We start from the raw sequence: 21,386 nt of genomic DNA on the forward strand, positions 1-21,386 counted from the left end.
GGGCGTGGCGGTTGCTGGTACGGAAGTTCGGGGAGCCGGCGCCCGGGCCCGCGGCGGGGGCGGCTGTGGGTGATGCCGGCGCCGCGGACGTGGGCGTTGATCCCGTCGTGGGAGTGGCACCGGGCCGGGGTCGACAACAAGCGGGCGTCGACGATCCTGCGGGCCGTGCGGGTGGCGGGGCGACTGGAGGAGGCCGTCGGGATGTCGCCCGAGAAGGCGCAGGCGCGGTTGGAGGTCGTGCCGGGGATCGGGCCGTGGACCTCGGCGGAGGTCGTGCAGCGCAGTCATGGGGCGACGGATGCGGTGACCGTGGGGGATCTGCATCTGCCGGGGATCGTGGGGTGGGCGCTGGCGGGGGACCGGGATGCGGATGACGGCGTCATGCTGAAGCTGTTGGAGCCTTATGCCGGGCAGCGGCATCGGGCCGCTCGGTTGATTCTGCTGAGTGGGCGTACGCCGGCTCGGCGGGCGCCGAAGATGCCTCGCGGCGACATCGGGAAGTTGTGAGGGGCGGTTCCGTTTGCGCCGCCCAGGTACCAGGGGGCTCCGCCCCCCAGGACCCCCCGTCGGCCTGAACGGGCCTCGTCCTCAAACGCCGGACGGGCTGGATTGGCGGGCCTGCGCCCAGCCGAACCGCCCGACAGGCCGAAGGGAATCCGCCGGCGCCCAGCCGTGCTGCCGTTACTGGTCCGATGAGAAGCGGAGTGCTCCTGCTGGGATTTGGGCGTCGCACCAGACCCGTACGCCGTGGCGGAGTTCGTTGTCGGGGCCGATGATCGCGCCGTCGCCGATGACCGTGCCGGTGAGGACGGAGCGTTCGCCGACGCGGGCGCGGGTGCCGATGAGGGAGTCGGTGATGACCGCGCCGGGTTCGATGACGGCACCGGGCAGGATGGTCGAGCCGAAGACCGCGGGCGCCCTCGGCGACGAAGGCGCCCTCGCCCACCACCGTGCCGCCGGTCAGTTTGGCGTCGGGGGCGACCCTGGCCGTGGGAAGGACGAGTCGGTCCCCGCAGCGGCCGGGGACGGCGGGCGACGGGGCGCGGCCGAGGACCAGGTCCGCGGAGCCCCGTACGAAGGCGGCCGGGGTGCCGAGGTCCAACCAGTAGGTGGAGTCGACCATGCCCTGGAGGTGGGCTCCGGCGGACAGCAGGCCGGGGAACGTCTCCCGTTCCACCGAGACCGGGCGGCCCGCCGGGATCGTGTCGATGACCGAGCGGCGGAAGACGTACGCCCCCGCGTTGATCTGGTCGGTGACGATCTCCTCGGGGGTCTGCGGCTTCTCCAGGAAGGCGAGGACGCGGCCCGTGTCGTCGGTGGGGACCAGGCCGTAGGCGCGCGGGTCGGTGACCTTCGTCAGGTGCAGGGAGACGTCCGCGCCGGAGGTCTCGTGGGTCCGCACCAGGCGGCGGATGTCCAGCCCGGTCAGGATGTCGCCGTTGAAGACCAGCACCGGCTCGTCCGGGCCGGAGTGCAGGCGGGCGGCGACGTTGCGGATCGCGCCGCCCGTGCCCAGGGGCTCCTTCTCGGTGACGTACTCGATGTGCAGGCCCATCGAGGAGCCGTCGCCGAAGTACGGCTCGAAGACCTCGGCCAGGTAGGAGGTGGCGAGGACGATGTGGTCCACGCCCGCCGCTCTGGCTCTCGCCAGTTGGTGTGTGAGGAAGGGGACGCCCGCCGCCCGGACCATGGGCTTCGGCGTGTGCACCGTGAGCGGACGCAGCCGCGTTCCCTTGCCGCCGACCAGGAGGATCGCTTCTGTCACCTGTCGTCTCTGCTTCCTGCCGGGACCGGCCGAAATGTCCTTCGGCCGGCCAGTGTATGCAGATCGTCGTGCGACGCCTTCGACGACTCGGCGGCGTTTCGTGGTTCCGCCCCTCGTCCCCCGACGGCGGTGAATGCGACCCTTTTCTCCCGCTCTCCCGCCCTACCTGCCCTGGTAACGGGCAGCGGTCGTGCGGGCGGTGCCGAGTTTGCGGTAGAGCTGCCGGCCCGGGCAGTCCGTGGCGAAACCGTCACGATGTCCGGAGATCACATTCAGTCGTACGCTCTTTCCCTTTCGGTAGAGATTGCCACCACCCGACTTCAGATATGTCTTGCCGCGCGGGTTGGCTCCGTACAGACCGAGTTTCCAGGCCGTGAGCCGGGCGATGGCCTTGAGGGCCGCCGCCGGGGGCTTCGCGGAGCCGAAGCTTCCGAGGACCGCGATCCCCATGCTGTTGGTGTTGAAGCCGAGGGTGTGCGCGCCCAGTACGGGCTTGGCGACGCCTCCGGCCCGGCCCTCGTAGATGTTTCCGCACTTGTCGACGAGGAAGTTGTAGCCGATGTCGCGCCAGCCCATGCTCTTGACGTGGTAGCGGTAGATACCGCGGATGACGGAGGCCGCCTGGGAGCAGCGGTACCCGTTGCCGGAGGCGGTGTGGTGCACGAAGGCCGCCTTGACCTTCTTCGTGTAGACGAATCCCCGGTCGCGCAGGCTCTCGTCGGCGCCCCAGCCGCGGCGCGTGATGATACGCGGGCGCGGGCCGATGAAGGGGTTGGTCCGCTGGATTTCCGTCAACTCGCCGCCGCGCAGGGTGCGTTGTTCGTCTTCCGTCGCGGCCCTGCCCAGCTTCGGGATCTCCGTGGCGCCGAGCGGGGCGAGTTCGGCGTTGGCGGCCGAGGCGGTCAGCGACTCGGCGCCGAGGCCGCGGGTGCCGGGGGCGTCGGCAGTGTTGGCGGCGTCGGCTTCGATGCCTCTTTGGGCGGGCGGGGGCACGGCGCGCGAAGCCGTCTGCGAGCCGGGGTCCACGAGTTCGAGGCGGAGCCCGGCGGGGAGCGGGGCGAAGGCGGTCGCGGTGCGGGTGCCGCGGGCGGTGTCGTCGGTACGGCGTTCACCCTCGGCGCGTACGCGGACGTCGACCCCGTCGGAGTCGCCCACCCACAGCGGTGCCGTGGAGCCGCGGACGTGGCCCGAGGTGCGCTCGGCGGCGTCCGGGTCGGCGCCGTCGTCGTTGTGCGTCTGAAGGTCCTGCCAGCCGGACCAGGTGCCGGTGCCGGACGCGCGGGTGCGGACCTGGACGCGGCCGTGCAGCACGGCGTCCGGGTCGTTCCAGACGACGCCGACGAGGGAGAAGGGCCGTACATGCCCGCGGGACAGGCCCTGTTCGGGGACGGCCGGACCGATGGCGCGGTCGCGGGTGAGGGGGGCCAGGGGCAGGGACCGGGTGCTGCCGGGGAGGGCGGCAGGGTTCTGGACGGCCTGGCGGACCGCCGTCGGCGCGGGTCTGGCTCCGCTGTTCGCCCCGCTCGGCGACGCCGCGGCCGCGGGCGGGGCGAGCGGGAGGACGAGGGCGGCCGCACAGGTGACGCCGATCGAGGAGGCGAGGGAGGAGACAAGGAGTCCACGCATGTCGCTGATGTTGGACATGGTCATATTTGTCTGTCCATTCGGGAGCTGACGGGCCGTCGACTCCCGTTCCGCCGAACCGGTGGTGCGGCCGCGCGCCGCGCCGGGTGCCGCCCGCGTACGCTTGCGCGGGTGAACGCCACCGATCGCACCCCCGCCGACCTGCTGTCTTCCGCGCTCGCCACGGACCCCGGACGCCCTCTGGTGACCTTCTACGACGACGCCACGGGCGAGCGTGTCGAACTGTCCGTGGCCACCTTCGCCAATTGGGTGGCCAAGACCGCGAATCTGCTCCAGGGCGACCTCGCGGCGGCGCCGGGCGACCGGGTCGCCCTGCTGCTGCCGGCGCACTGGCAGACGGCGGTGTGGCTGCTGGCGTGCTCCTCGGTGGGGGTCGTCGCGGACGTGGACGGGAATCCGGGCGCGGCCGACGTGGTGGTGAGCGGGCCCGACACGCTGGAGGCCGCGCGGGCTTGTCGCGGTGAGCGGGTCGCTCTCGCACTGCGGCCGCTGGGCGGGCGGTTCCCGCAGACCCCGGAGGGCTTCGTCGACTACGCCGTCGAGGTGCCGAGCCAGGGCGACCGGTTCGCGCCGTTCGCGCCCGTGGACCCGGAGGAGCCCGCGCTGGTCGTGGCCGGGCGGGAGTTCAGCGCGGCCGAGGTCGTGGAGCGGGCCCGGGCGGAGGCGCCGGGGCTGGGGCTCACCGGGCCCGGCAGCAGGATCCTGTCGGGGCTGCCGTACGACACCTGGGGCGGCCTGAACGCCGGGCTCTACGGGCCGCTCGCCACCGGGGGCTCCGTGGTGCTGTGCCGGAACCTGGAGCAGCTGGGCGAGGAGGCTCTGGCCAAGCGGGTCGAGAGCGAGCGGGTGAGCACGGTGCGGCGCGCGGACGCCGGCTGACCGCCGGGCGCCGGCCGCGCCTTTCCCCCGACCGCCGGGCGCCGGCCCTTCGCCGCCGCCCGGGTGTCCGCCTCACCGTCGGGCGTCGGCCGCTCCTCGCCGCTCGGGCGTTTCCCCCGCGCCCCCGGGTTGCGCCATCACCCGTTCGGAGCAGCCGGGCCCGCCTCCCCCGCCCCTTCCGGGGCATGGTCGTAACAGCACTACGTCCTGACGCCATGAGGGGTGGGCCGGCTCGTGAGCGACTCCGCAGGCACCCTCGGGCCCGGCGCCGGCGCGTCCGCGACCGGCCGGGGGCTCGCGCGGCGGCGCCGTCGGCGGTGGCTGCGGGGCGGCGGGCTCGGCCTCGCGCTCGTCGTGCTGGGCGCCGCCGGGGCCGGATGGGCGGTGTACGAGAAGCTGGACGGGAACATCACGGCCGACGACGCGGCCGCCGCCGAGCTGGCGCGGTACGAGAAGGAGCGGCCCACCGCGCTCGTCAAGGACGCGCAGAACATCCTGCTGATCGGGTCGGACTCACGGTCGGGGAAGGGCAACTCGCGCTACGGACGGGACTCCGGGACCGAGCGGTCGGACACGACGATCCTGCTGCATCTGGCGGCGGGGCGGCGGTCCGTCACCGCCATGTCGCTCCCGCGTGACCTGATGGTGGACGTGCCCGCCTGCCTGCGGCCCGACGGCACCCGTTCCGAGCCCGCGTTCACGATGTTCAACTCCGCCTTCGAGATCGGCGGTTCGGCCTGCACCGTCCGGACCGTGGAGCAGCTCACGGACATCCGCGTCGACCATCACGTGGTGGTCGACTTCCAGGGCTTCAAGGACATGGTCGACGCCGTCGACGGGGTGCGGGTGTGCCTGGCGGAGCCGATCGACGACAAGGCCGCCAAGCTGCGGCTGCCAGCCGGGCGCGTGACGCTCGACGGGGAGCAGGCCCTGGGCTACGTCCGGGCCCGCGAGTCGCTCGGTGACGGCAGCGACACCGAACGGATGGACCGCCAGCAGCAGTTCCTCGGCGCCCTGGTCGAGAAGGTGCGCGGCAACGACGTCCTGCTGAACCCCGTCAAGCTCTACCCCGTGCTGGACGCCGCCACGTCCTCCCTGACGACCGATCCGGCCCTGGCGAGCCTGCGCGGGCTGTACGACCTCGTGCGCGGGCTGCGCGACGTCCCCTCGCAGGATGTGCGGTTCCTCACGGTCCCGCGAGAGCCGTACGCCTACGACGCCAACCGCGACCAACTGGTGGAGCCGGAGGCGCAGAAGCTGTTCGAACGACTGCGTGCGGACCTGCCGGTCCGGGTGGCCGGGGAAGGCCCGGCCGGGGCCCCGAAGGCACTTCCGCGGGAATCTCCCCCGAAGAGCGGCCATTCGACCGCCGGGGACGGGGCGCCCGAAGGCCCGCACGACTACGGTGCGCACGGATTCCGCGACGGAAAGTCCGCCGAAAATCAGCCCGGGTACCCGTCGAACGGAGTTTCACCCGCCCCCACGTTCCGCGGCAACTCGGCCGCCACGGACGCCTGCAGGTAAAGCGATCACCAAATCACCGCACTTATGTCCGAGAAAAAGGGCGAATTGCCCCGCCCTTGGGCATGGAATTTCTCACCGTCGTCACTGGGTGCTGAACTGGGCGGATAGTGTGAGCGGTCCGGTGCATCCCGCCGCGAGGTCCGTCCTGGCGTCGAGCACTGTGAGACCGAGACCGAGCGCCTTGAGGGGGGAAGGCGCCGCGCCCCGACGGAGGATTCGGACAATCGTGGACGCGACAGGCCGTGGGCGGGCGGACGACATCGATCCCGCAGACCAGTGGGTGCTCAATCCGAACACCGGTGAATACGAACTGCGACTGAGTCCTTCCGCTCCGCAGTCGGGAGTGCCCGGTCCGCGCCGGGCGGCCCCGCGTTCCGCGGGTGGTGCCGTGCGCAGTCGTACGGCGACTCCCGAGCGCGCGCCGGACCGGGACGTTCCGCCGCCGCGCCGTCGTCGCGGTGTGCCCGAGGAGCCGTTGCCGGGCCGGCGCGGCCGCCGCCCGGTGAAGAAGGGCAAGGCGAAGAAGGTCCTGCTGTGGACGGGCGGCACGATGGCGTTCGTGCTGGTCGCCGCCGCCGGGGGTGCCTACCTCTACATCAAGCACCTCAACGACAACATCACGTCCGTCTCCGACGACGGCGCGAGCACCGGTGGGTTCAGCAAGGGCAAGGCGATCAACATCCTGCTGATCGGCACCGACAAGCGCACCGGCAAGGGCAACACGAAGTACGGCGACAAGGACAGCGTCGGCCACGCCGACACCACGATCCTGCTGCACGTCTCCAAGGACCGCTCGAACGCGACGGCGCTGAGCATCCCGCGCGACCTGATCACCAACATCCCGGACTGCCCGACCAAGCTGGCCGACGGCACCGAGAAGGTCATCGCCGGCACGGACAACGTCCGCTTCAACACCAGCCTCGGCCAGGACGACCGCACGCCGAGCTGCACCGCCCGCACGGTCACCGAGCTGACCGGGATCACGCCGGACAACTTCATGGTCGCCGACTTCAACGCGGTCAAGACGCTGACCACCGCGGTCGGCGGCGTCGACGTGTGCCTCGGCAAGGACATCAACGACCCCGACTCGCACCTGAACCTGAAGAAGGGCACGCGGCACATCCAGGGCGAGACCGCGCTGGCCTTCGTGCGCACCCGGCACGCGGTCGGCTTCGGCGGCGACCTGAGCCGGATCACCCTGCAGCAGCAGTTCCTCAGCGCCCTGATGCGCAAGCTGAAGTCGAACGACACCCTCACCGACCCGTCGAAGATGATCAAGATCGCCGAGGCGGGCACCAAGGCGCTGACGGTCGACTCGAACCTCGACAGCATCGGCAAGCTGAAGGACCTCGGTCTGGAGCTGGGCAAGCTCAACCCGAAGAACCTGGCGTTCACCACGGTGCCCGTGATCGACAACCCGGCCGAGAAGGTGAAGGCGACCGTCGTGCTGAAGCCGGGCGCGGCCCAGCAGGTCTTCGACGCCATCAAGAACGACGTCTCCTTCACCGCCGTCAAGGCGCAGAAGAAGAAGGAGGCGGCCGCGGTCGCCGCCCGCCTCAAGGGCAGCAAGTCCGCCGCCTCCGAGGTGCGGGTGCGCATCCTCAACGGCGGGGCGGACGCGGGCAGCGCGCAGGCCGAGCTCAGCTACCTGCAGAACACCGCGGGCGTGCTGAAGAGCGAGAACGCGGGCAACGCGGGGGCCTCCCAGGCGAAGACCACCCTCGAGTACTCCCCCGACCAGGCCGACCAGGCCCGCCGGCTGGCCGCCATCCTCGGTCTGTCCGGCTCGGCGATGAAGCCGGGCAAGAGCGTGACCAACGACCAGGGGCTGCCGACGATAACGCTGACCTTGGGCAAGGACTTCCCGGGGGCGGGGGAGAAGTTCACCGCGTCGTCCAAGGCGCCGGACGTCGACAAGACGACGGCCGACAAGGTTGAGTGCGCCAAGTGACCTGACGGGCCTGTCGTGCGTCTAACAGGACGCATGGCAGGCCCGTTTGACGGCGCAAGGGTGGGGAGGACGGGGAATGACGCAGAGCAGTGTGCGTGGGGAGGGAACGCGACCGGGGGTCCGGCCGGCTTTCGGCGGCCAGGAGACCACCGAGGGCGCGGACGGCTCGGGCAGATCGGGGACGGGGGCGTTCGAGGCGGGCGGACACCGCAGGGGCGGCCCGCGGCGGGGGCGAAGGGTGTTGCGCTGGTCGGCGGTCACGCTGTCGGTGCTGATACTCGGCACGGCCGGCGCCGGTTACCTGTACTACGAGCACCTCAACGGCAACATCCACAAGGGCGAGCGCAGCAGCGGCGACGCGAAGGCGCTGAAGTCCAAGGCGAACGCGGCGGGGCAGACCCCGCTGAACATCCTGCTGATCGGCTCCGACAGCCGTAACTCCGACGAGAACGTCAAGCTGGGCGGCGCCAAGTACGACCGCGGCAGCCCGCCGCTGGGCGATGTGCAGATGCTCATCCACCTCTCCGCGGACCGCAAAAGCGCCGCGATGGTGAGCATCCCGCGCGACACCCGCGTCGACATCCCCAAGTGCACCGACCCCAAGACCGGCAAGGTCTACCAGCCGACCAACGGCATCATCAACGAGTCCCTCGCCCGTGGCGGCGCCGGTTGCACGCTCGCCACCTGGGAGAACCTCACCGGGGTCTACATCGACCACTGGATGACGATCGACTTCTCGGGCGTGGTGCGCATGGCCGACGCCATCGGCGGCGTCGACGTGTGCGTCCGGCAGAACGTGTGGGACCACCCGACGGCCGCGGTGCCCGGCGGCTCCGGACTGAAGCTGACGGAGGGCACCCACAAGGTCAAGGGCAAGCAGGCCCTGCAGTGGCTGCGCACCCGGCACGCCTGGGGCAGCGACCTGATGCGGGCCCGCGCCCAGCACATGTACCTGAACTCGATGATCCGCAAGCTGAAGGGCCAGAACGTCTTCACCGACACCGGCCGGCTGATGGACCTGGCGGAGGCGGCCACCAAGTCGCTGTCGGTGTCCGAGGAGATCGGCACCGTGAAGAAGCTGTACGACCTGGGCACGCAGCTGAAGTCGGTGCCCACCGACCGCATCACCTCGGTGACGATGCCGAACGTCCCCGACCCGCGGAACGCCGACCACGTCGTGCCGAACGGCGCGAGCGCCGACCAGCTGTGGCGGATGCTCCGCGACGACGTGCCGCTCGACGACAAGGGCAAGGCGTCGGGCTCGAAGAAGCCGTCCGCCAAGTCCGAGGCCACCAAGGCCCCTTCGGCGCCGGACGCGCAGATCGGCGTCCTGGTGCAGAACGCGACCCGCAGTTCCACGCTGGGCCCGGTCAGTGGCCGCGCGGGCGTCATCGCCCAGGAACTGGTGGCGAAAGGGTTCAGCAGGGCGTCCAAGGACGCCACGTCGGGCCTGTCCCAGGACAGCACCGTCGTGCGCTACCCGAGCGCCGACCTGGAGGGCGACGCCCAGCGGGTCGCCAAGTCCCTCGGGATTCCGCTGAGTTCGGTGAAGCGGTCCACGGACGTCTCCGGCGTCACGGTCGTCGTCGGCGCCGACTGGCGTACCGGCACGGCGTATCCGAAGCAGTCCGCGCCCAAGGCGGGTCAACTGCCCGGCGGCACCGACGCCATCAACGGCTCGGACAAGAGCCAGTGCATGGACGTGTACGCGCCCTACCGCTGGTAGGGCGGCCGAGCGGCTTCGGCACACCGGTCGAGGCCGTGAGGGCAACCTCTCGGGCCCGTCGTATGTCTTGAGGACGTACGGCGGGCCCGTGCCGTGGGCGGGTGCGTCGACCGGGATTCACAGAGTGATCCACAGCTGAGACCAAGCTGTCTGCACGATGATGAGGCGCGCTCACGTCCGAGGGCCCGGGGCGCAGGGGTGGGAAAGGACAGGGAGTTGGCGCACAGCAGCGTTCCCGCGGCCGAGGACACGACGTCCCGCACCGCACGCGGTGGCGAGAGAATCCCCCGGCAGCGGCGAGGCGGCGGCCGGCGCGGCGACGGCCCGCGCCGTGCCGGCGGCCGCCGCCGACACCGGATACTGCGCTGGTCGGCCGCGGTCCTGGCGGTGGTGATCGTCGGCACGGCGGGCGCCGGATACCTCTACTACCGGCACCTGAACGACAACCTCCGCAAGGACGACCTCAACATCGGGGACAAGGCGGACCGGGCGGCCGTGCCCCGCGCCAACGCCGCCGGACAGACCCCGCTGAACATCCTGCTGATCGGCTCCGACGCCCGCGACTCCAAGGAGAACCAGAAGCTCGGCGGAGCGAAGGACACGTACGGCACCGCCCCGCGCGCGGACGTCCAGATGCTGCTGCACGTCTCCGCGGACCGCACCAACATGTCGGTCGTGAGCATGCCCCGCGACACCCTGCTCGCCCTTCCCGAGTGCACGGACCCGGACACCGGCAGGACGTACGCCGCGTCCACCTCGACGATGACCAACGCCTCCCTGGAACGCGGCGGCCCCGGCTGCACGGTGGCCACCTGGGAGAAGCTCACCGACATCCACATCGACCACTTCGTCATGGTCGACTTCGCGGGCGTGGTCTCCATGGCGGACGCCATCGGCGGCGTCCCGGTCTGCGTGGACGCCGCCATCTACTCGCACACCTCCTCCGGCCACGGCTCGGGCCTGAAGCTGAGGGAGGGCACGACGTCCGTCCAGGGCAAGCAGGCCCTGCAGTGGCTGCGCACCCGCTACGGCTTCGAGGACGGCAGCGACATCGCCCGCACCAAGGCCCAGCACATGTACATGAACTCGATGGTCCGCCAGCTGCGCGCCAACGCCACGCTCAGCAACCCGGGCAGGCTGCGCGCGCTCGCCGAGACGGCCACCGAGGCACTGACGGTGGACGACGGCCTCGGGAGCGTGGCCAAGCTCTACGACCTGAGCAAGGAGCTGAAGAAGGTCCCCACCGAGCGCATCACCATGACGACGATGCCCTGGGTGTACTCCTCCGACGGCAACCGGGTCCTGCCCAAGGCCACGGACGCGGCGAAGCTGTTCCGGCTGGTGCGCGAGGACATCGCGCTGGACGGCAAGGACAAGAAGAAGGCCGTCACGCCCACGGCCACCCCCGAGCCGGCCGACACCGACGACAGGATCGCCGTACAGGTGCAGAACGGCACGCGCACCAGCACCCTCGCCCCGGTCGGCGGGCGGGCGAGCGCGATCGCCGCGCTCCTCGTCGGCAAGGGCTTCGAGAAGGCCACGGCCGACTCCTCGACGCTGCCCGTCCGCGACGAGACGGTGATCCGCTACCCCGGTGCCGACCTGGAGGGCGACGCCCGGCGGGTCGCCAAGGTGCTCGGCATCCCGGCCGGCCAGGTGAAGAGGTCCACGGACGTCGACGGCGTCACCCTCGTCGTCGGCGCCGACTGGCGCTCCGGAACGAAGTACACCTCGGCGGACGCCGACGACACGACGCCGAAGTCGGCGAGCGCCCTCAACGGCGCGGACACCAAGGCGTGCATGCACGTCGACCCGGACTACACCTGGTAGTCCGGGCCGGGACGGGGCTCGAGGATGCTCAGTCGACGGTGACCACCGCGGGCCGCCGGGACGCGATGACCTTCCTGGCCAGCGACTTCGGGCTGGTCAGGAAGCCCCAGCCCCAGGACATGTGCATGGTGGCGAGGGCGACCGGGATCTGCAGCCGGGCCTTCGGCGGCAGCCCCTTGCCCGCCGGGATCGACCCGAGGACGATCGCCGCGAGATAGCCGCCGGGCACGACGAAGCCCCACGGCGTCACCAGGGCGCCCACCAGGACGCCCGCCGCGATCGCGAGGACCGCCGTCGGCGGGGCCAGGTAGCGCAGGTTGATGGAGCCCTCGTGGTAGCGGGCGACGACGTGCCGCCAACGGCCGTAGTCCTTGTACTGCTTGGCGAGCGCCTTCACGCTCGGCCGCGGCCGGTACGACACCCGCAGTTCCGGCGAGAACCAGATCAGGCCGCCGGCCTCGCGGATGCGGAAGTTCAGCTCCCAGTCCTGGGCGCGGATGAACTCCTCGTTGTAGCCGCCCTGCCGCTCCAGCGCCTCGCGCCGGAAGACGCCGAGGTAGACCGTCTCGGCCTGCTGGGCCTCGCCGCCGGTGTGGAAGGCCGCGTTGCCGACGCCGATCTTCGAGGTCATCGCGGCGGCGACGGCGTGCTCCCAGTCGTTCTCGCCCTCGGCGTGCATGATGCCGCCGACGTTCTGCGCGCCGGTCTCCTGCAACAGCCGTACGGCGGTGGCGATGTAGTCCGGCGAGAGCATGCCGTGGCCGTCGACGCGGACCACGATCGGGTGCCGGGAGGCCTTGATCGCCGCGTTGAGGGCGGCGGGGGTGCGGCCGGTGGGATTGGGGACGGTGTGGACGCGCGGGTCCTCCCGTACGAGCTCGGCGGCGATCTCGTCCGTGCGGTCCTTGGACGGACCGAGGGCGATCACGACCTCCATCTCGCCGGCGTACTCCTGCGCGAGGATCGCTTGGACGGCTCCGCGCAGATGCCGTTCCTCGTCGAGGACGGGCATGATCACAGACACGGCGGGGAGCTGCACGTCGGAATTGGCGTTCATCGGTGCTCACGTTACCGCGAACGGGGGACAGCTCCGCGCCCCGCCGGGGCGGCGGACCGGGCCGCAGATCGTATCGGCCTACGGTGCTCATGATCCCACGTACGGCCGTAGCCCGGAGGTGTCCCCCATGCCCACGCAGCCCCGGTCCGCCGCCCCCGCCCGCCCGCAGCGCCGCACCCGGCCGCCCCGCACTCCGCAGCAGCGCGGTGGCGGCGGCGCGCCGCGGCCCCCCGTGCGCCGCAAGAAGCCGCGCTGGGCCATGCGGGCGGTGACGACCCTGTCCGTCGTCGTCCTCGCCTCGGCCGGGATCGGGCACGCGGTGGTCACCAGCCTCGACGCGGACATCGCCCGCGTGGACCCGTTCAAGGACATGAAGAACCGCCCCCGGGCCGGCCACGGCATGAACGTCCTGCTGGTCGGCACGGACGGCCGCGACCGGATCACCGCGCAGGAGCGGCAGCAGTACCACCTGGGCGGAGCGCCCTGCCACTGCACCGACACGATGATGATCGTGCACATCTCGGAGGACCGGGAGCGGGCGAGCGTGGTGAGCCTGCCGCGCGATTCCTACGCGCAGGTCCCGAACTCCGACGGCAAGGGCGCCCACCCGATCAAGCTGAACGCGGCGTACGCGGAGGGCGGCCCCCGCCTCACCGTGCGGACCGTCGAGGACATGACCCACGTGAAGATCGACCACTACCTGGAGGTCGACTTCACCAGCTTCATGAAGACGGTGGACGTGCTGGGCGGGGTGAAGGTCTGCACCTCCGCTCCCTTGAAGGACTCCTACACCGGCCTCGATCTGTCCGCCGGCACCCACACCCTGATGGGCGGTCAGGCCCTGCAGTACGTCCGCGCCCGGCACGTCGACGGCGCCTCCGACCTGGGCCGGATGAAGCGCCAGCAGCGCTTCCTGGCCGCCCTGGTGGAACGGGCCACGTCCTCCGGGATCCTGCTGAACCCGATGAAGTTCCGGGACGTGACCCGGGCCGTGCTGGGCTCGGTACGGGCGGACAAGGGCTTCGGCACGGACGAACTCCTCGACCTCGGCCGCGCGATGCGCGACTTCTCCCCTTCCTCCTCGGAGTTCACCACGGTCCCCATCGGGCAGATGGGATACGCCGTCAAGGGTGTCGGCTCGACCCTGAAGTGGGACACCGCCAAGGCCGACGCCCTGTTCGCCGACCTCCGTGACGACAAGCCCCTGACCGTGCGCCGCGCCGGCGCCCCGAAGGCCGCCCGCGTCGAGGTCTCCCCGCAGCAGATCCGCGTCCAGGTCGAGAACGGCACCGCCACAGTGGGGCTCGGCCGGCGCGTGGACGCCGCGCTGGCCGCCGCCGGGTTCGGCACGACCCACGCGCCCGCGAACGCGGCCGACCGCAGGACCGCACGGACCGTCGTCGCCTACGACCCCCGCTGGGACCGTTCGGCCAGGTCACTGGCGGCCGCGCTGCCCGGCAGCGAACTGCGGGCCGTCAAGGGCCTCGGGCCGACGCTGAAGGTGATCGCCGGGGCCGACTTCAAGGGTGTGCAGAAGGTGCGGGCCGAGGACGCGACCCAGGGCCGCTTCGAGGCCGTGACCGGGGACCAGGTGGTGTGCTCGTAGCCGCGGACCAGGCGGTGTGCCCGCAGCCGGGGCCGGCCCGCGGGCTCAGTCGTCCAGGCCCTCCGCCGCCCGCTTCTCCCGCAGCTCCATGATCGCCCGGCGGCGGGCCAGCCGGTGCGTGCGCCGGATCTGGGCCTCCTGGTAGCGGCGCCTGTCCTTCTCGGTCTCCGGGAGGACCTGCGGGACCCGGCGGGGCTTGCCGTCGGAGTCGACGGCGGCGAAGACGAGGTAGGCGGAGCCGACCTGGGTGGGCGGGGTGGACTCGTTCCAACGCTCGGCCAGGACGCGCACACCGACCTCCATGGAGGTCCGGCCGGTCCAGTTGACCTGCGCCTTGACGTGCACCAGGTCGCCGACGCGGACCGGCTCCAGGAACGCCATCTCGTCCATGGACGCGGTGACCGCGGGCCCGCCGCTGTGCCGGCCGGCCACGGCGCCCGCCGCGTCGTCGACGAGCTTCATGATCACACCGCCGTGCACCGTGCCCAGCAGGTTGGTGTCGTTGTGGGTCATGATGTGGCTGAGCGTGGTCCGGGACGCCGAGGTGGGCTTGCCGGGGATGCCCGGGGTGTCCGATTCCGTGGCGGTGGCCTGGTCTGTCATGGCGTCCACCTTATGCCGACGTGTCATTCGCGGACTTTGTGTTGGGTTCGCAACAGCAGTGCCCTGATTTTTCGACGACCCTTGTAAAGGGCATGCCCGCTGCCTGCACACTGGGGCCCATGAACGAGTGGCCCGAGGCATGGTCCGACGACAACCGCGACAACCGGTACGGACGCGGCAGCGCCAGCGCACAGCCTGAGAGCGCGCGCGTGATGCGGCAGGTCCGCCGGCCCTCCCCGGGCGCATACGGGGGCTCCGGCCCGTCCGCGCCGCCGTACGGCGGCGGGGTGCCCCAGCAGCCGTCGTACGTCGACGGCCAGGGCCACGGCGGCTACGCCGGGGGCCCCGCCGGCGACTACGACGGCTACAACACCGGGCAGGTGTACGGCGGCGGCCACGGCGGTGCCGGCGGCCCGGGTGGGGGCCGGCCGCGGCCGAACTGGCGGCGCCGCATCAAGTGGACGGCGATCACCGTCGTGACCGTGCTGGTCGTGACGTCCGTGGCCACCTACTTCTGGGCCGACTCCAAGCTGCACCGGGACGTCGACCTGTCCAAGGTCATCGACAGACCGGCCACGGGCGACGGCACGAACTACCTGATCGTCGGCTCCGACAGCCGCGCCGGGATGTCCTCCGAGGAGAAGAAGAAGCTCCACACCGGCTCGGCCGAGGGCAAGCGCACCGACTCGATGATGATCCTGCACGTCGGCTCCAGCGGAGACACGCTGATCTCCCTGCCGCGCGACTCGAACGTGACGATCCCCTCGTACAAGGGGTCGACCTCCGGCAAGAGCTACCCGAACACCGGCCGGCAGACGAAGCTGAACGCGGCCTACGCGGAGGACGGACCGACGCTGCTGGTCCGCACGGTCGAGTACAACATGGGCCTGCACATCGACCACTACGTGGAGATCGGGTTCGCCGGCTTCGCGAAGATCGTGGACGCGGTGGGCGGCGTGACGATCGACATCGACAAGGGCTTCAAGGACAAGTACTCGGGCGCCGACTTCCAGGCGGGCAAGCAGACGCTGAACGGCGAGCAGGCCCTCGCCTTCGTCCGCACCCGGCACGCCTTCGCCGCCTCCGACCTGCAGCGCACCAAGAACCAGCAGAAGTTCTTGTCGGCCCTGGCCCACCAGGTGGCGACCCCGTCGACGGTCCTCAACCCGTTCAAGTTCTACCCGACGATGGGCGCGGGCCTGGACTCCCTCACCGTCGACAAGGACATGAGCCTGTGGGACCTGGCGTCCATGTTCTGGGCGATGAAGGGCGTCAGCGGCGGTGACGGCACGTCGATGAACATGCCGATCTCCGGGTCCACCGGCGGCAACCTGGTCTGGGACAAGGCCAAGGTGAAGACGCTGGTGAACGAGCTGAACAACGACGAGAAGGTCACGGTGTCGGGTGACTGACGGCAACAACGACAGACCGCCCTTCGGGGCGGTTCTGTGCGATGTGGACAATGTGGTCCGCTCCTTCGACTCCTCGCGCCTCGAGGCGCTGGAGCGGGCCGCGGCCATCGCCGAGGGCTCGACCAAGAAGGTGGCGTTCGCGCCGGAGACGGTCGCGCCGCTGCTGCTGGGCGAGATCACCTCGCAGGAGTGGGCGGAGTCGATCGCGGCGGGCCTGGCCGGGCTGGTGCCCGACTCCGATCCGCAGACGGCGTACGAACTGGCCCTGGCCCTGCTGGAGTCGCCCTTCCACGCCGACGACGAGGTGGTGGCGCTGCTGCGCCGGGCCCGTATCCGGGTGCCGGTCGTCCTCGTCTCCAACGCGGCCCTGGAGCTGGAGGCCGACCTCGACTCCCTGGGCCTGGGCGACCTCGCCGACCACGTCGTCAACAGCGCCCGGGTGGGCCTGGCGAAGCCGGACCCGCGCATCTTCCGCCTGGCGGCGGACCTCGCGGGCGTGCACCCCGAGCGCTGCCTGTTCGTCGACGACAGCGAGGAGAACGTCGGCGCGGCCGCCGCCCTGGGCATGAACGCGGTGCACTACCGCGACCCGGCGGACCTGGAGCGGGCGCTGGAGCCGCTGTTCGCCTGACGCGGCGGGGGCACCCGTGGCGGGTGCCCCCTCTCACGCCGCGGTGAGCGTCACATCGTGGCGCCCGCCATGGTGCGGCACATCTGCGCGCAGCGGCGACACGCCTCGGCACAGCGCATCATCTGCGGGTCGTCCGGCATGGACATACACGCCTCGGCGCACATGTCGCAGGCCTTGGCGCACATCGCGCACATCTCGGCCGACATGGGCGAGCGGCGCATCATCATGTCCGCGCACATGCGGGTCATCTCGGAGCAGTCGATGAGGGCGCGCATGATCTGCATCTGGGCCTGACCGCCCATCTGCATGCAGGAACTCATGGTCTCCTCGCACATGCTGTGGCACGACATGCACGCCTCGACGCAGTCCTGCATCTCCTTGGACATGGCGGCGGCGGGTCCGGTCTGGGTCATGGCTCCTCCTGGGAGGGAGAGGGGCCCGGGGCGGGCCCCGTGTGGTGTCCGTCCTACGCCCGCCGGGCGCGACGCGCCATCGGGCGGACGCGAACAATCCGCCACGAATTGCCCCACCACAGGGATGACGAAAGCCCCCGGATTCGCTCCGGGGGCTTCGGTGTCGCTACGCCGATCAGTGCGAGCCGCCGGCCGTTACGGCAGGTTGCGCGCCATGACGATGCGCTGGACCTGGTTGGTGCCCTCGTAGATCTGGGTGATCTTGGCGTCGCGCATCATGCGCTCGACCGGGTAGTCGCGGGTGTAGCCGTAGCCGCCGAGGAGCTGGACGGCGTCGGTGGTGACCTCCATGGCCACGTCCGAGGCGAAGCACTTGGCGGCAGCGCCCTGGAAGGTGAGGTCGGCGTCGCCGCGCTCGGAGGCCGCCGCGGCCTGGTAGGTCAGGGCGCGGGCGGCGGCGATCTTCATGGCCATGTCGGCGAGCATGAACTGGATGCCCTGGAAGTCGGCGATCGGCTTGCCGAACTGCTTGCGCTCCTGGACGTAGCCCTTGGCGTAGTCGAGGGCGCCCTGGGCGACGCCGAGGGCCTGGGCGGCGATGGTGATGCGGGTGTGGTCGAGCGTCTTCATCGCCGTGGCGAAGCCGGTGCCCTCCTCGCCGATCATGCGGTCGGCGGGGATGCGGACGTTGTCGAAGTAGACCTCGCGGGTCGGGGAGCCCTTGATGCCGAGCTTCTTCTCCGGGGCACCGAAGGAGACGCCCTCGTCCGAGCGCTCGACGACGAAGGCGGAGATGCCCTTGGAGCGCTTGGCGGGGTCGGTGACCGCCATGACCGTGTAGTACTCGGAGACGCCCGCGTTGGTGATCCAGCGCTTCACGCCGTTGAGGACCCAGTGGTCGCCGTCACGGACGGCCTTGGTCGTCATGCCGGCCGCGTCCGAGCCGGCCTCCGGCTCGGAGAGGCAGTACGAGAACATCGCGTCGCCCTTGGCGAGCGGGCCCAGGTACTTCTTCTTCAGCTCCTCGGAGCCGGAGAGGATCACCGGCAGGGAGCCGAGCTTGTTGACGGCCGGGATGAGGGAGGAGGAGACGCAGACGCGGGCCACCTCCTCGATCACGATGACCGTCGCGAGGGCGTCGGCGCCCGAGCCGCCGTACTCCTCGGGGACGTGCACGGCGGCCAGCTCGTTGGCGACGAGCGCCTCCAGGGCCTCCTGCGGGAAGCGGGCCTCCTCGTCCACGGCCGCGGCGTACGGTGCGATCTTCGCCTCGGCGAGGGAGCGGACGGCGTCGCGGAGCATGTCGTGCTCCTCGGACGGGCGGTACAGGTCGAAGTCAGCCGATCCGGCCAAGGTCTCTCACGCTCCAAAACGCTGCGATTACCGACGCTAATTACCGTTAAGTAACTCAAATTTTAGAGGGCGGCTCACCGGACTGATACGTGAGCTTGGCGACAGCGGGAAAACTGCCCGGCGATCAGCCCGACTATGCTCGGCTCCGCATCGCCCACGTCCCCACTCTGGAGCACCCCATGGCCCTCAGGATCACCGTGATCGGCACCGGCTATCTCGGCGCGACGCATGCCGCCGCCATGGCGGAGCTGGGCTTCGAGGTGCTGGGGCTCGACGTGGTGCCGGAGAAGATCGCGAAGCTGGAGCGGGGCGAGGCCCCCATGTTCGAGCCCGGCCTGGAGGAGCTGCTGCGCAAGCACGTCGCCGGGATCGAGGGCTCCACCGGTCGGCTGCGCTTCACCATGGACTGGGCCGAGGTCGGCGCCTTCGGCGACGTGCACTTCCTGTGCATCAACACCCCGCAGAAGCACGGCGAGTACGCCTGCGACATGTCGTACGTCGAGTCCGCCTTCGCCTCCCTCGCCCCGCACCTGACCGAGCGCGCGCTCGTCGTCGGCAAGTCGACCGTGCCGGTGGGGTCGGCCGACCGGCTGGCCCGCTACCTCGCCGAGCACGCCCCCGCCGGGGAGAACGCCGAGCTGGCCTGGAACCCGGAGTTCCTGCGCGAGGGCTTCGCCGTCGAGGACACCCTGCGGCCCGACCGGATCGTGGCCGGCGTGCGCAGCGAGCGGGCCGAGAAGCTGCTGCGCGAGGTGTACGCCACCCCGATCGCCGAGGGCACGCCGTTCGTCGTGACGGACTTCGCGACGGCCGAGCTGGTGAAGACCTCCGCGAACTCCTTCCTGGCCACCAAGATCTCCTTCATCAACGCGATGGCGGAGATGTGCGAGGCCTCCGGCGGCGACGTGGCCAAGCTGGCCGAGGCCATCGGCTACGACGACCGCATCGGGAAGAAGTTCCTGCGGGCCGGCATCGGGTTCGGCGGCGGCTGCCTGCCCAAGGACATCCGGGCGTTCATGGCGCGCGCCGGTGAGCTGGGCGCCGACCAGGCGCTGACGTTCCTGCGGGAGATCGACTCGATCAACATGCGCCAGCGCGGGCAGATGGTGGAGCTGGCCCGGCAGGCGCTGGGCGGCGGCCCCTTCCTGGGCAAGCGGGTCGCGGTGCTCGGCGCGACGTTCAAGCCGGACTCGGACGACGTACGCGACTCCCCCGCGCTGAACGTCGCGGGGCAGATCCACCTCCAGGGCGGCCAGGTGACCGTCTACGACCCCAAGGGCATGGACAACGCCCGCAAGGTCTTCCCCACCCTCGGGTACGCGGAGTCGGCCACCGAGGCGGTGCGCGGCGCGGACGTGGTGCTGCATCTGACGGAGTGGCGGGAGTTCCGCGAGCTGGACCCGGCGGCGCTCGGCGAGGTGGCCGCGGCCCGGGTGATCCTGGACGGGCGCAACGCGCTCGATCCGACGCTGTGGCGCAAGGCCGGGTGGACGTACCGGGCGATGGGCCGGCCCACCGCGTAGCCGACGGGCGGACGACGCCGGTTCGGCCGAGGCTCAGTCGGCCGAACCGGCGTCTTGTTGCATTCTGCACCACCGGTGCGGGCGGTGACCGGGGAACTACCTGGCCCGGTAGCGGCGCATCTTGGCGCGGGCCCCGCAGACCTGCATCGAGCACCAGCGGCCGCGTCCGGCGGGGCTGCGGTCGTAGTACGCCCAGTGGCAGGTGTCGGCCTCGCAGGCCTTCAGCCGCAGCCAGGTGCCCGCGACGAGCGCCTCGGCGACGGCGGCGGCGACCCGGGAGAGCAGCGGCCCCGCGTCGGCGGGGACGAGGGCGGCGGCGCCGTCGGCGGCGTCCACCGTGACCCGCAGCGGGGCGGTCGCCAGCAGGTCGTCCAGGGCCGTGACGCGGGTGTGCGGCGGGTGCCCGGCGTGGGCGAGCAGTGCCGCTCGCAGGGACTCCCGCAGTGCGCGCGCGGCCGGCACCTCGTCCGGGGTGAGTCCGAAGCGCGCCCGGCCGTCGTCGGTGTCGAGGGCGTCGGCGCCCGACTCGATGTCCAGCGTGTTGACCAGGGACTCGACCAGTGCGAGACCCCCCGGCGCGGCCGATCTCTCCGTCATGGCTGCACGCTACCTCCGCGATTCCCCTTGCGACGTTACCCCCAATGGGGAAGTATGCGGTAACGGTTACTCCTTGACCGCATCTACAGGTAACGCTGGAGGAAGTCATGGCTCTCGCCAAGCTGGGCGCCGTCGTCCTGGACTGTCCCGACCCGCGCGCGCTCGCCGGTTTCTACGCCGAGATCCTGGGCGGCACGATCGAGGGGGAGGGCGACTGGGTGGACCTCACGACCCCCGACGGCCGGGCACTGGCCTTCCAGGCCTCCCCCGGCTTCGTCGCCCCGGAGTGGCCCTCGCCGGACCGCTCGCAGCAGTTCCACCTCGACCTGACCGTCGAGGACCTGGACACGGCCGAGGGCGGCGTCCTGGCGCTCGGCGCCAAGCCGCTGGACGCGGACGACCGCTCGCGCACCTTCCGTGTGTACGCCGACCCGGCAGGGCACCCGTTCTGCCTCTGTGCCTGCTGATCAGGAGGACACCATGGCCGTGGCCCGTTTCCGTTCCGTCGTGATCGACTGCCCCGACCCGCACGCGCTGGCCGACTTCTACGCGCAGATCGTCGGCGGCACCCCGCGGGCCGATGACGACGACTGGGTCGTCCTGCGGGTCCCGGACGGCCCGCGGCTCGCCTTCCAGCGGGCGGAGGGCCTCACCGCACCCGAGTGGCCGCGCGCGGACCGCAACTCGCAGCAGTTCCACCTCGACTTCGACGCCGGTGCGACGTGGGAGGAGATGGACGCGGCGCACGAGCGGGTGCTGGCCCTGGGGGCGACGCCGCTGGACCTGGAGGACCGCAAGGAGAAGGACTTCCAGGTGTACGCCGATCCGGCGGGGCATCCGTTCTGCCTCTGCCGGATCGACGAGCCGTAGGA

At 71.3% G+C, this 21,386-nt stretch carries 17 protein-coding genes and 2 pseudogenes; 12 read left to right on the forward strand and 7 right to left on the reverse strand.

Features of this window, described 5'->3' with window-relative positions; translation table 11 throughout:
- Positions 1–507, forward strand: a pseudogene (locus LN251_RS10250) (DNA-3-methyladenine glycosylase family protein); the annotation flags it as partial.
- Between the two features lie 174 nt (positions 508–681).
- Here the strand turns inward: LN251_RS10250 and manB are convergent.
- Positions 682–1,765: pseudogene (gene manB, locus LN251_RS10255) on the reverse strand (mannose-1-phosphate guanylyltransferase).
- 162 nt (positions 1,766–1,927) lie between these two features.
- Complete coding sequence (locus tag LN251_RS10260; protein ID WP_458244122.1) at positions 1,928–3,391, reverse strand: peptidoglycan recognition protein family protein; 1,464 nt, start codon at positions 3,389–3,391, stop codon at positions 1,928–1,930.
- A 129-nt stretch (positions 3,392–3,520) separates the two neighbouring features.
- Here LN251_RS10260 and LN251_RS10265 point away from each other — a divergent pair, with 129 nt between their 5' ends.
- The 5 genes from LN251_RS10265 to LN251_RS10285 all read left to right on the forward strand — a co-directional run bounded on the left by LN251_RS10265 (position 3,521) and on the right by LN251_RS10285 (position 11,319).
- Entirely contained in the window at positions 3,521–4,288 is a 768-nt protein-coding gene (locus LN251_RS10265) for a TIGR03089 family protein (RefSeq protein ID WP_458244123.1), read from the forward strand.
- Between the two features lie 234 nt (positions 4,289–4,522).
- Positions 4,523–5,812, forward strand: coding sequence for an LCP family protein (locus LN251_RS10270; protein ID WP_458244124.1), 1,290 nt, complete (start codon positions 4,523–4,525; stop codon positions 5,810–5,812).
- A gap of 226 nt (positions 5,813–6,038) precedes the next feature.
- A complete protein-coding gene (locus LN251_RS10275; RefSeq protein ID WP_458244125.1) occupies positions 6,039–7,763 on the forward strand; it encodes an LCP family protein in 1,725 nt (574 codons plus the stop codon).
- A 76-nt stretch (positions 7,764–7,839) separates the two neighbouring features.
- A complete protein-coding gene (locus LN251_RS10280; RefSeq protein ID WP_458244126.1) occupies positions 7,840–9,489 on the forward strand; it encodes an LCP family protein in 1,650 nt (549 codons plus the stop codon).
- 216 nt (positions 9,490–9,705) lie between these two features.
- Positions 9,706–11,319, forward strand: coding sequence for an LCP family protein (locus LN251_RS10285; RefSeq protein ID WP_458244163.1), 1,614 nt, complete (start codon positions 9,706–9,708; stop codon positions 11,317–11,319).
- 28 nt (positions 11,320–11,347) lie between these two features.
- On the opposite strand, the gene LN251_RS10290 is transcribed toward LN251_RS10285, so the two are convergent.
- Positions 11,348–12,376, reverse strand: a complete 1,029-nt coding sequence (locus tag LN251_RS10290; protein WP_458244164.1) for a glycosyltransferase family 2 protein — start codon at positions 12,374–12,376, stop codon at positions 11,348–11,350.
- A gap of 127 nt (positions 12,377–12,503) precedes the next feature.
- Here LN251_RS10290 and LN251_RS10295 point away from each other — a divergent pair, with 127 nt between their 5' ends.
- On the forward strand, positions 12,504–13,982 hold the full coding sequence (locus tag LN251_RS10295) for an LCP family protein (RefSeq protein WP_458244165.1): 1,479 nt from the start codon (positions 12,504–12,506) through the stop codon (positions 13,980–13,982).
- Positions 13,983–14,027: 45 nt separating this feature from the next.
- Here the strand turns inward: LN251_RS10295 and LN251_RS10300 are convergent, their stop codons facing one another.
- Entirely contained in the window at positions 14,028–14,585 is a 558-nt protein-coding gene (locus tag LN251_RS10300; protein ID WP_458244166.1) for an acyl-CoA thioesterase, read from the reverse strand.
- A gap of 119 nt (positions 14,586–14,704) precedes the next feature.
- On the opposite strand from LN251_RS10300, the gene LN251_RS10305 reads away from it, so the two are divergent.
- Both LN251_RS10305 and LN251_RS10310 read left to right on the forward strand, forming a co-directional pair.
- Positions 14,705–15,997: an LCP family protein gene (locus LN251_RS10305; protein WP_458244167.1), complete on the forward strand. Its 1,293-nt coding sequence runs from the start codon at positions 14,705–14,707 to the stop codon at positions 15,995–15,997.
- On the forward strand, positions 15,990–16,628 hold the full coding sequence (locus LN251_RS10310; protein WP_458244168.1) for an HAD family hydrolase: 639 nt from the start codon (positions 15,990–15,992) through the stop codon (positions 16,626–16,628). The genes LN251_RS10305 and LN251_RS10310 overlap by 8 nt, the downstream gene beginning before the upstream one ends.
- 50 nt (positions 16,629–16,678) lie before the next feature.
- Here LN251_RS10310 and LN251_RS10315 read toward each other — a convergent pair whose 3' ends face one another.
- Together LN251_RS10315 and LN251_RS10320 are read right to left on the reverse strand one after the other, a co-directional pair.
- Positions 16,679–17,041, reverse strand: a complete 363-nt coding sequence (locus LN251_RS10315; RefSeq protein ID WP_142152360.1) for a four-helix bundle copper-binding protein — start codon at positions 17,039–17,041, stop codon at positions 16,679–16,681.
- Positions 17,042–17,236: 195 nt separating this feature from the next.
- Entirely contained in the window at positions 17,237–18,394 is a 1,158-nt protein-coding gene (locus tag LN251_RS10320; protein WP_458244169.1) for an acyl-CoA dehydrogenase, read from the reverse strand.
- A gap of 179 nt (positions 18,395–18,573) precedes the next feature.
- Between LN251_RS10320 and LN251_RS10325 the strand changes: the two genes are divergently transcribed.
- Positions 18,574–19,917 carry a UDP-glucose dehydrogenase family protein gene (locus LN251_RS10325; protein ID WP_458244170.1) on the forward strand — a complete coding sequence of 448 codons (1,344 nt, stop codon included), beginning with the start codon at positions 18,574–18,576 and terminating at the stop codon, positions 19,915–19,917.
- A 96-nt stretch (positions 19,918–20,013) separates the two neighbouring features.
- Here LN251_RS10325 and LN251_RS10330 read toward each other — a convergent pair whose 3' ends face one another.
- On the reverse strand, positions 20,014–20,514 hold the full coding sequence (locus LN251_RS10330; RefSeq protein ID WP_458244171.1) for a CGNR zinc finger domain-containing protein: 501 nt from the start codon (positions 20,512–20,514) through the stop codon (positions 20,014–20,016).
- A gap of 107 nt (positions 20,515–20,621) precedes the next feature.
- Here LN251_RS10330 and LN251_RS10335 point away from each other — a divergent pair, with 107 nt between their 5' ends.
- The gene (locus tag LN251_RS10335) at positions 20,622–20,981 is read left to right on the forward strand and encodes a VOC family protein (RefSeq protein ID WP_458244172.1); all 360 of its coding nucleotides are present in this window, start codon (positions 20,622–20,624) and stop codon (positions 20,979–20,981) included.
- Positions 20,982–20,994: 13 nt separating this feature from the next.
- Entirely contained in the window at positions 20,995–21,384 is a 390-nt protein-coding gene (locus LN251_RS10340) for a VOC family protein (protein WP_458244173.1), read from the forward strand.
- The last annotated feature ends 2 nt before the right edge of the window (positions 21,385–21,386 follow it).

The organism is Streptomyces sp. MAI_2237 (assembly GCF_054189285.1).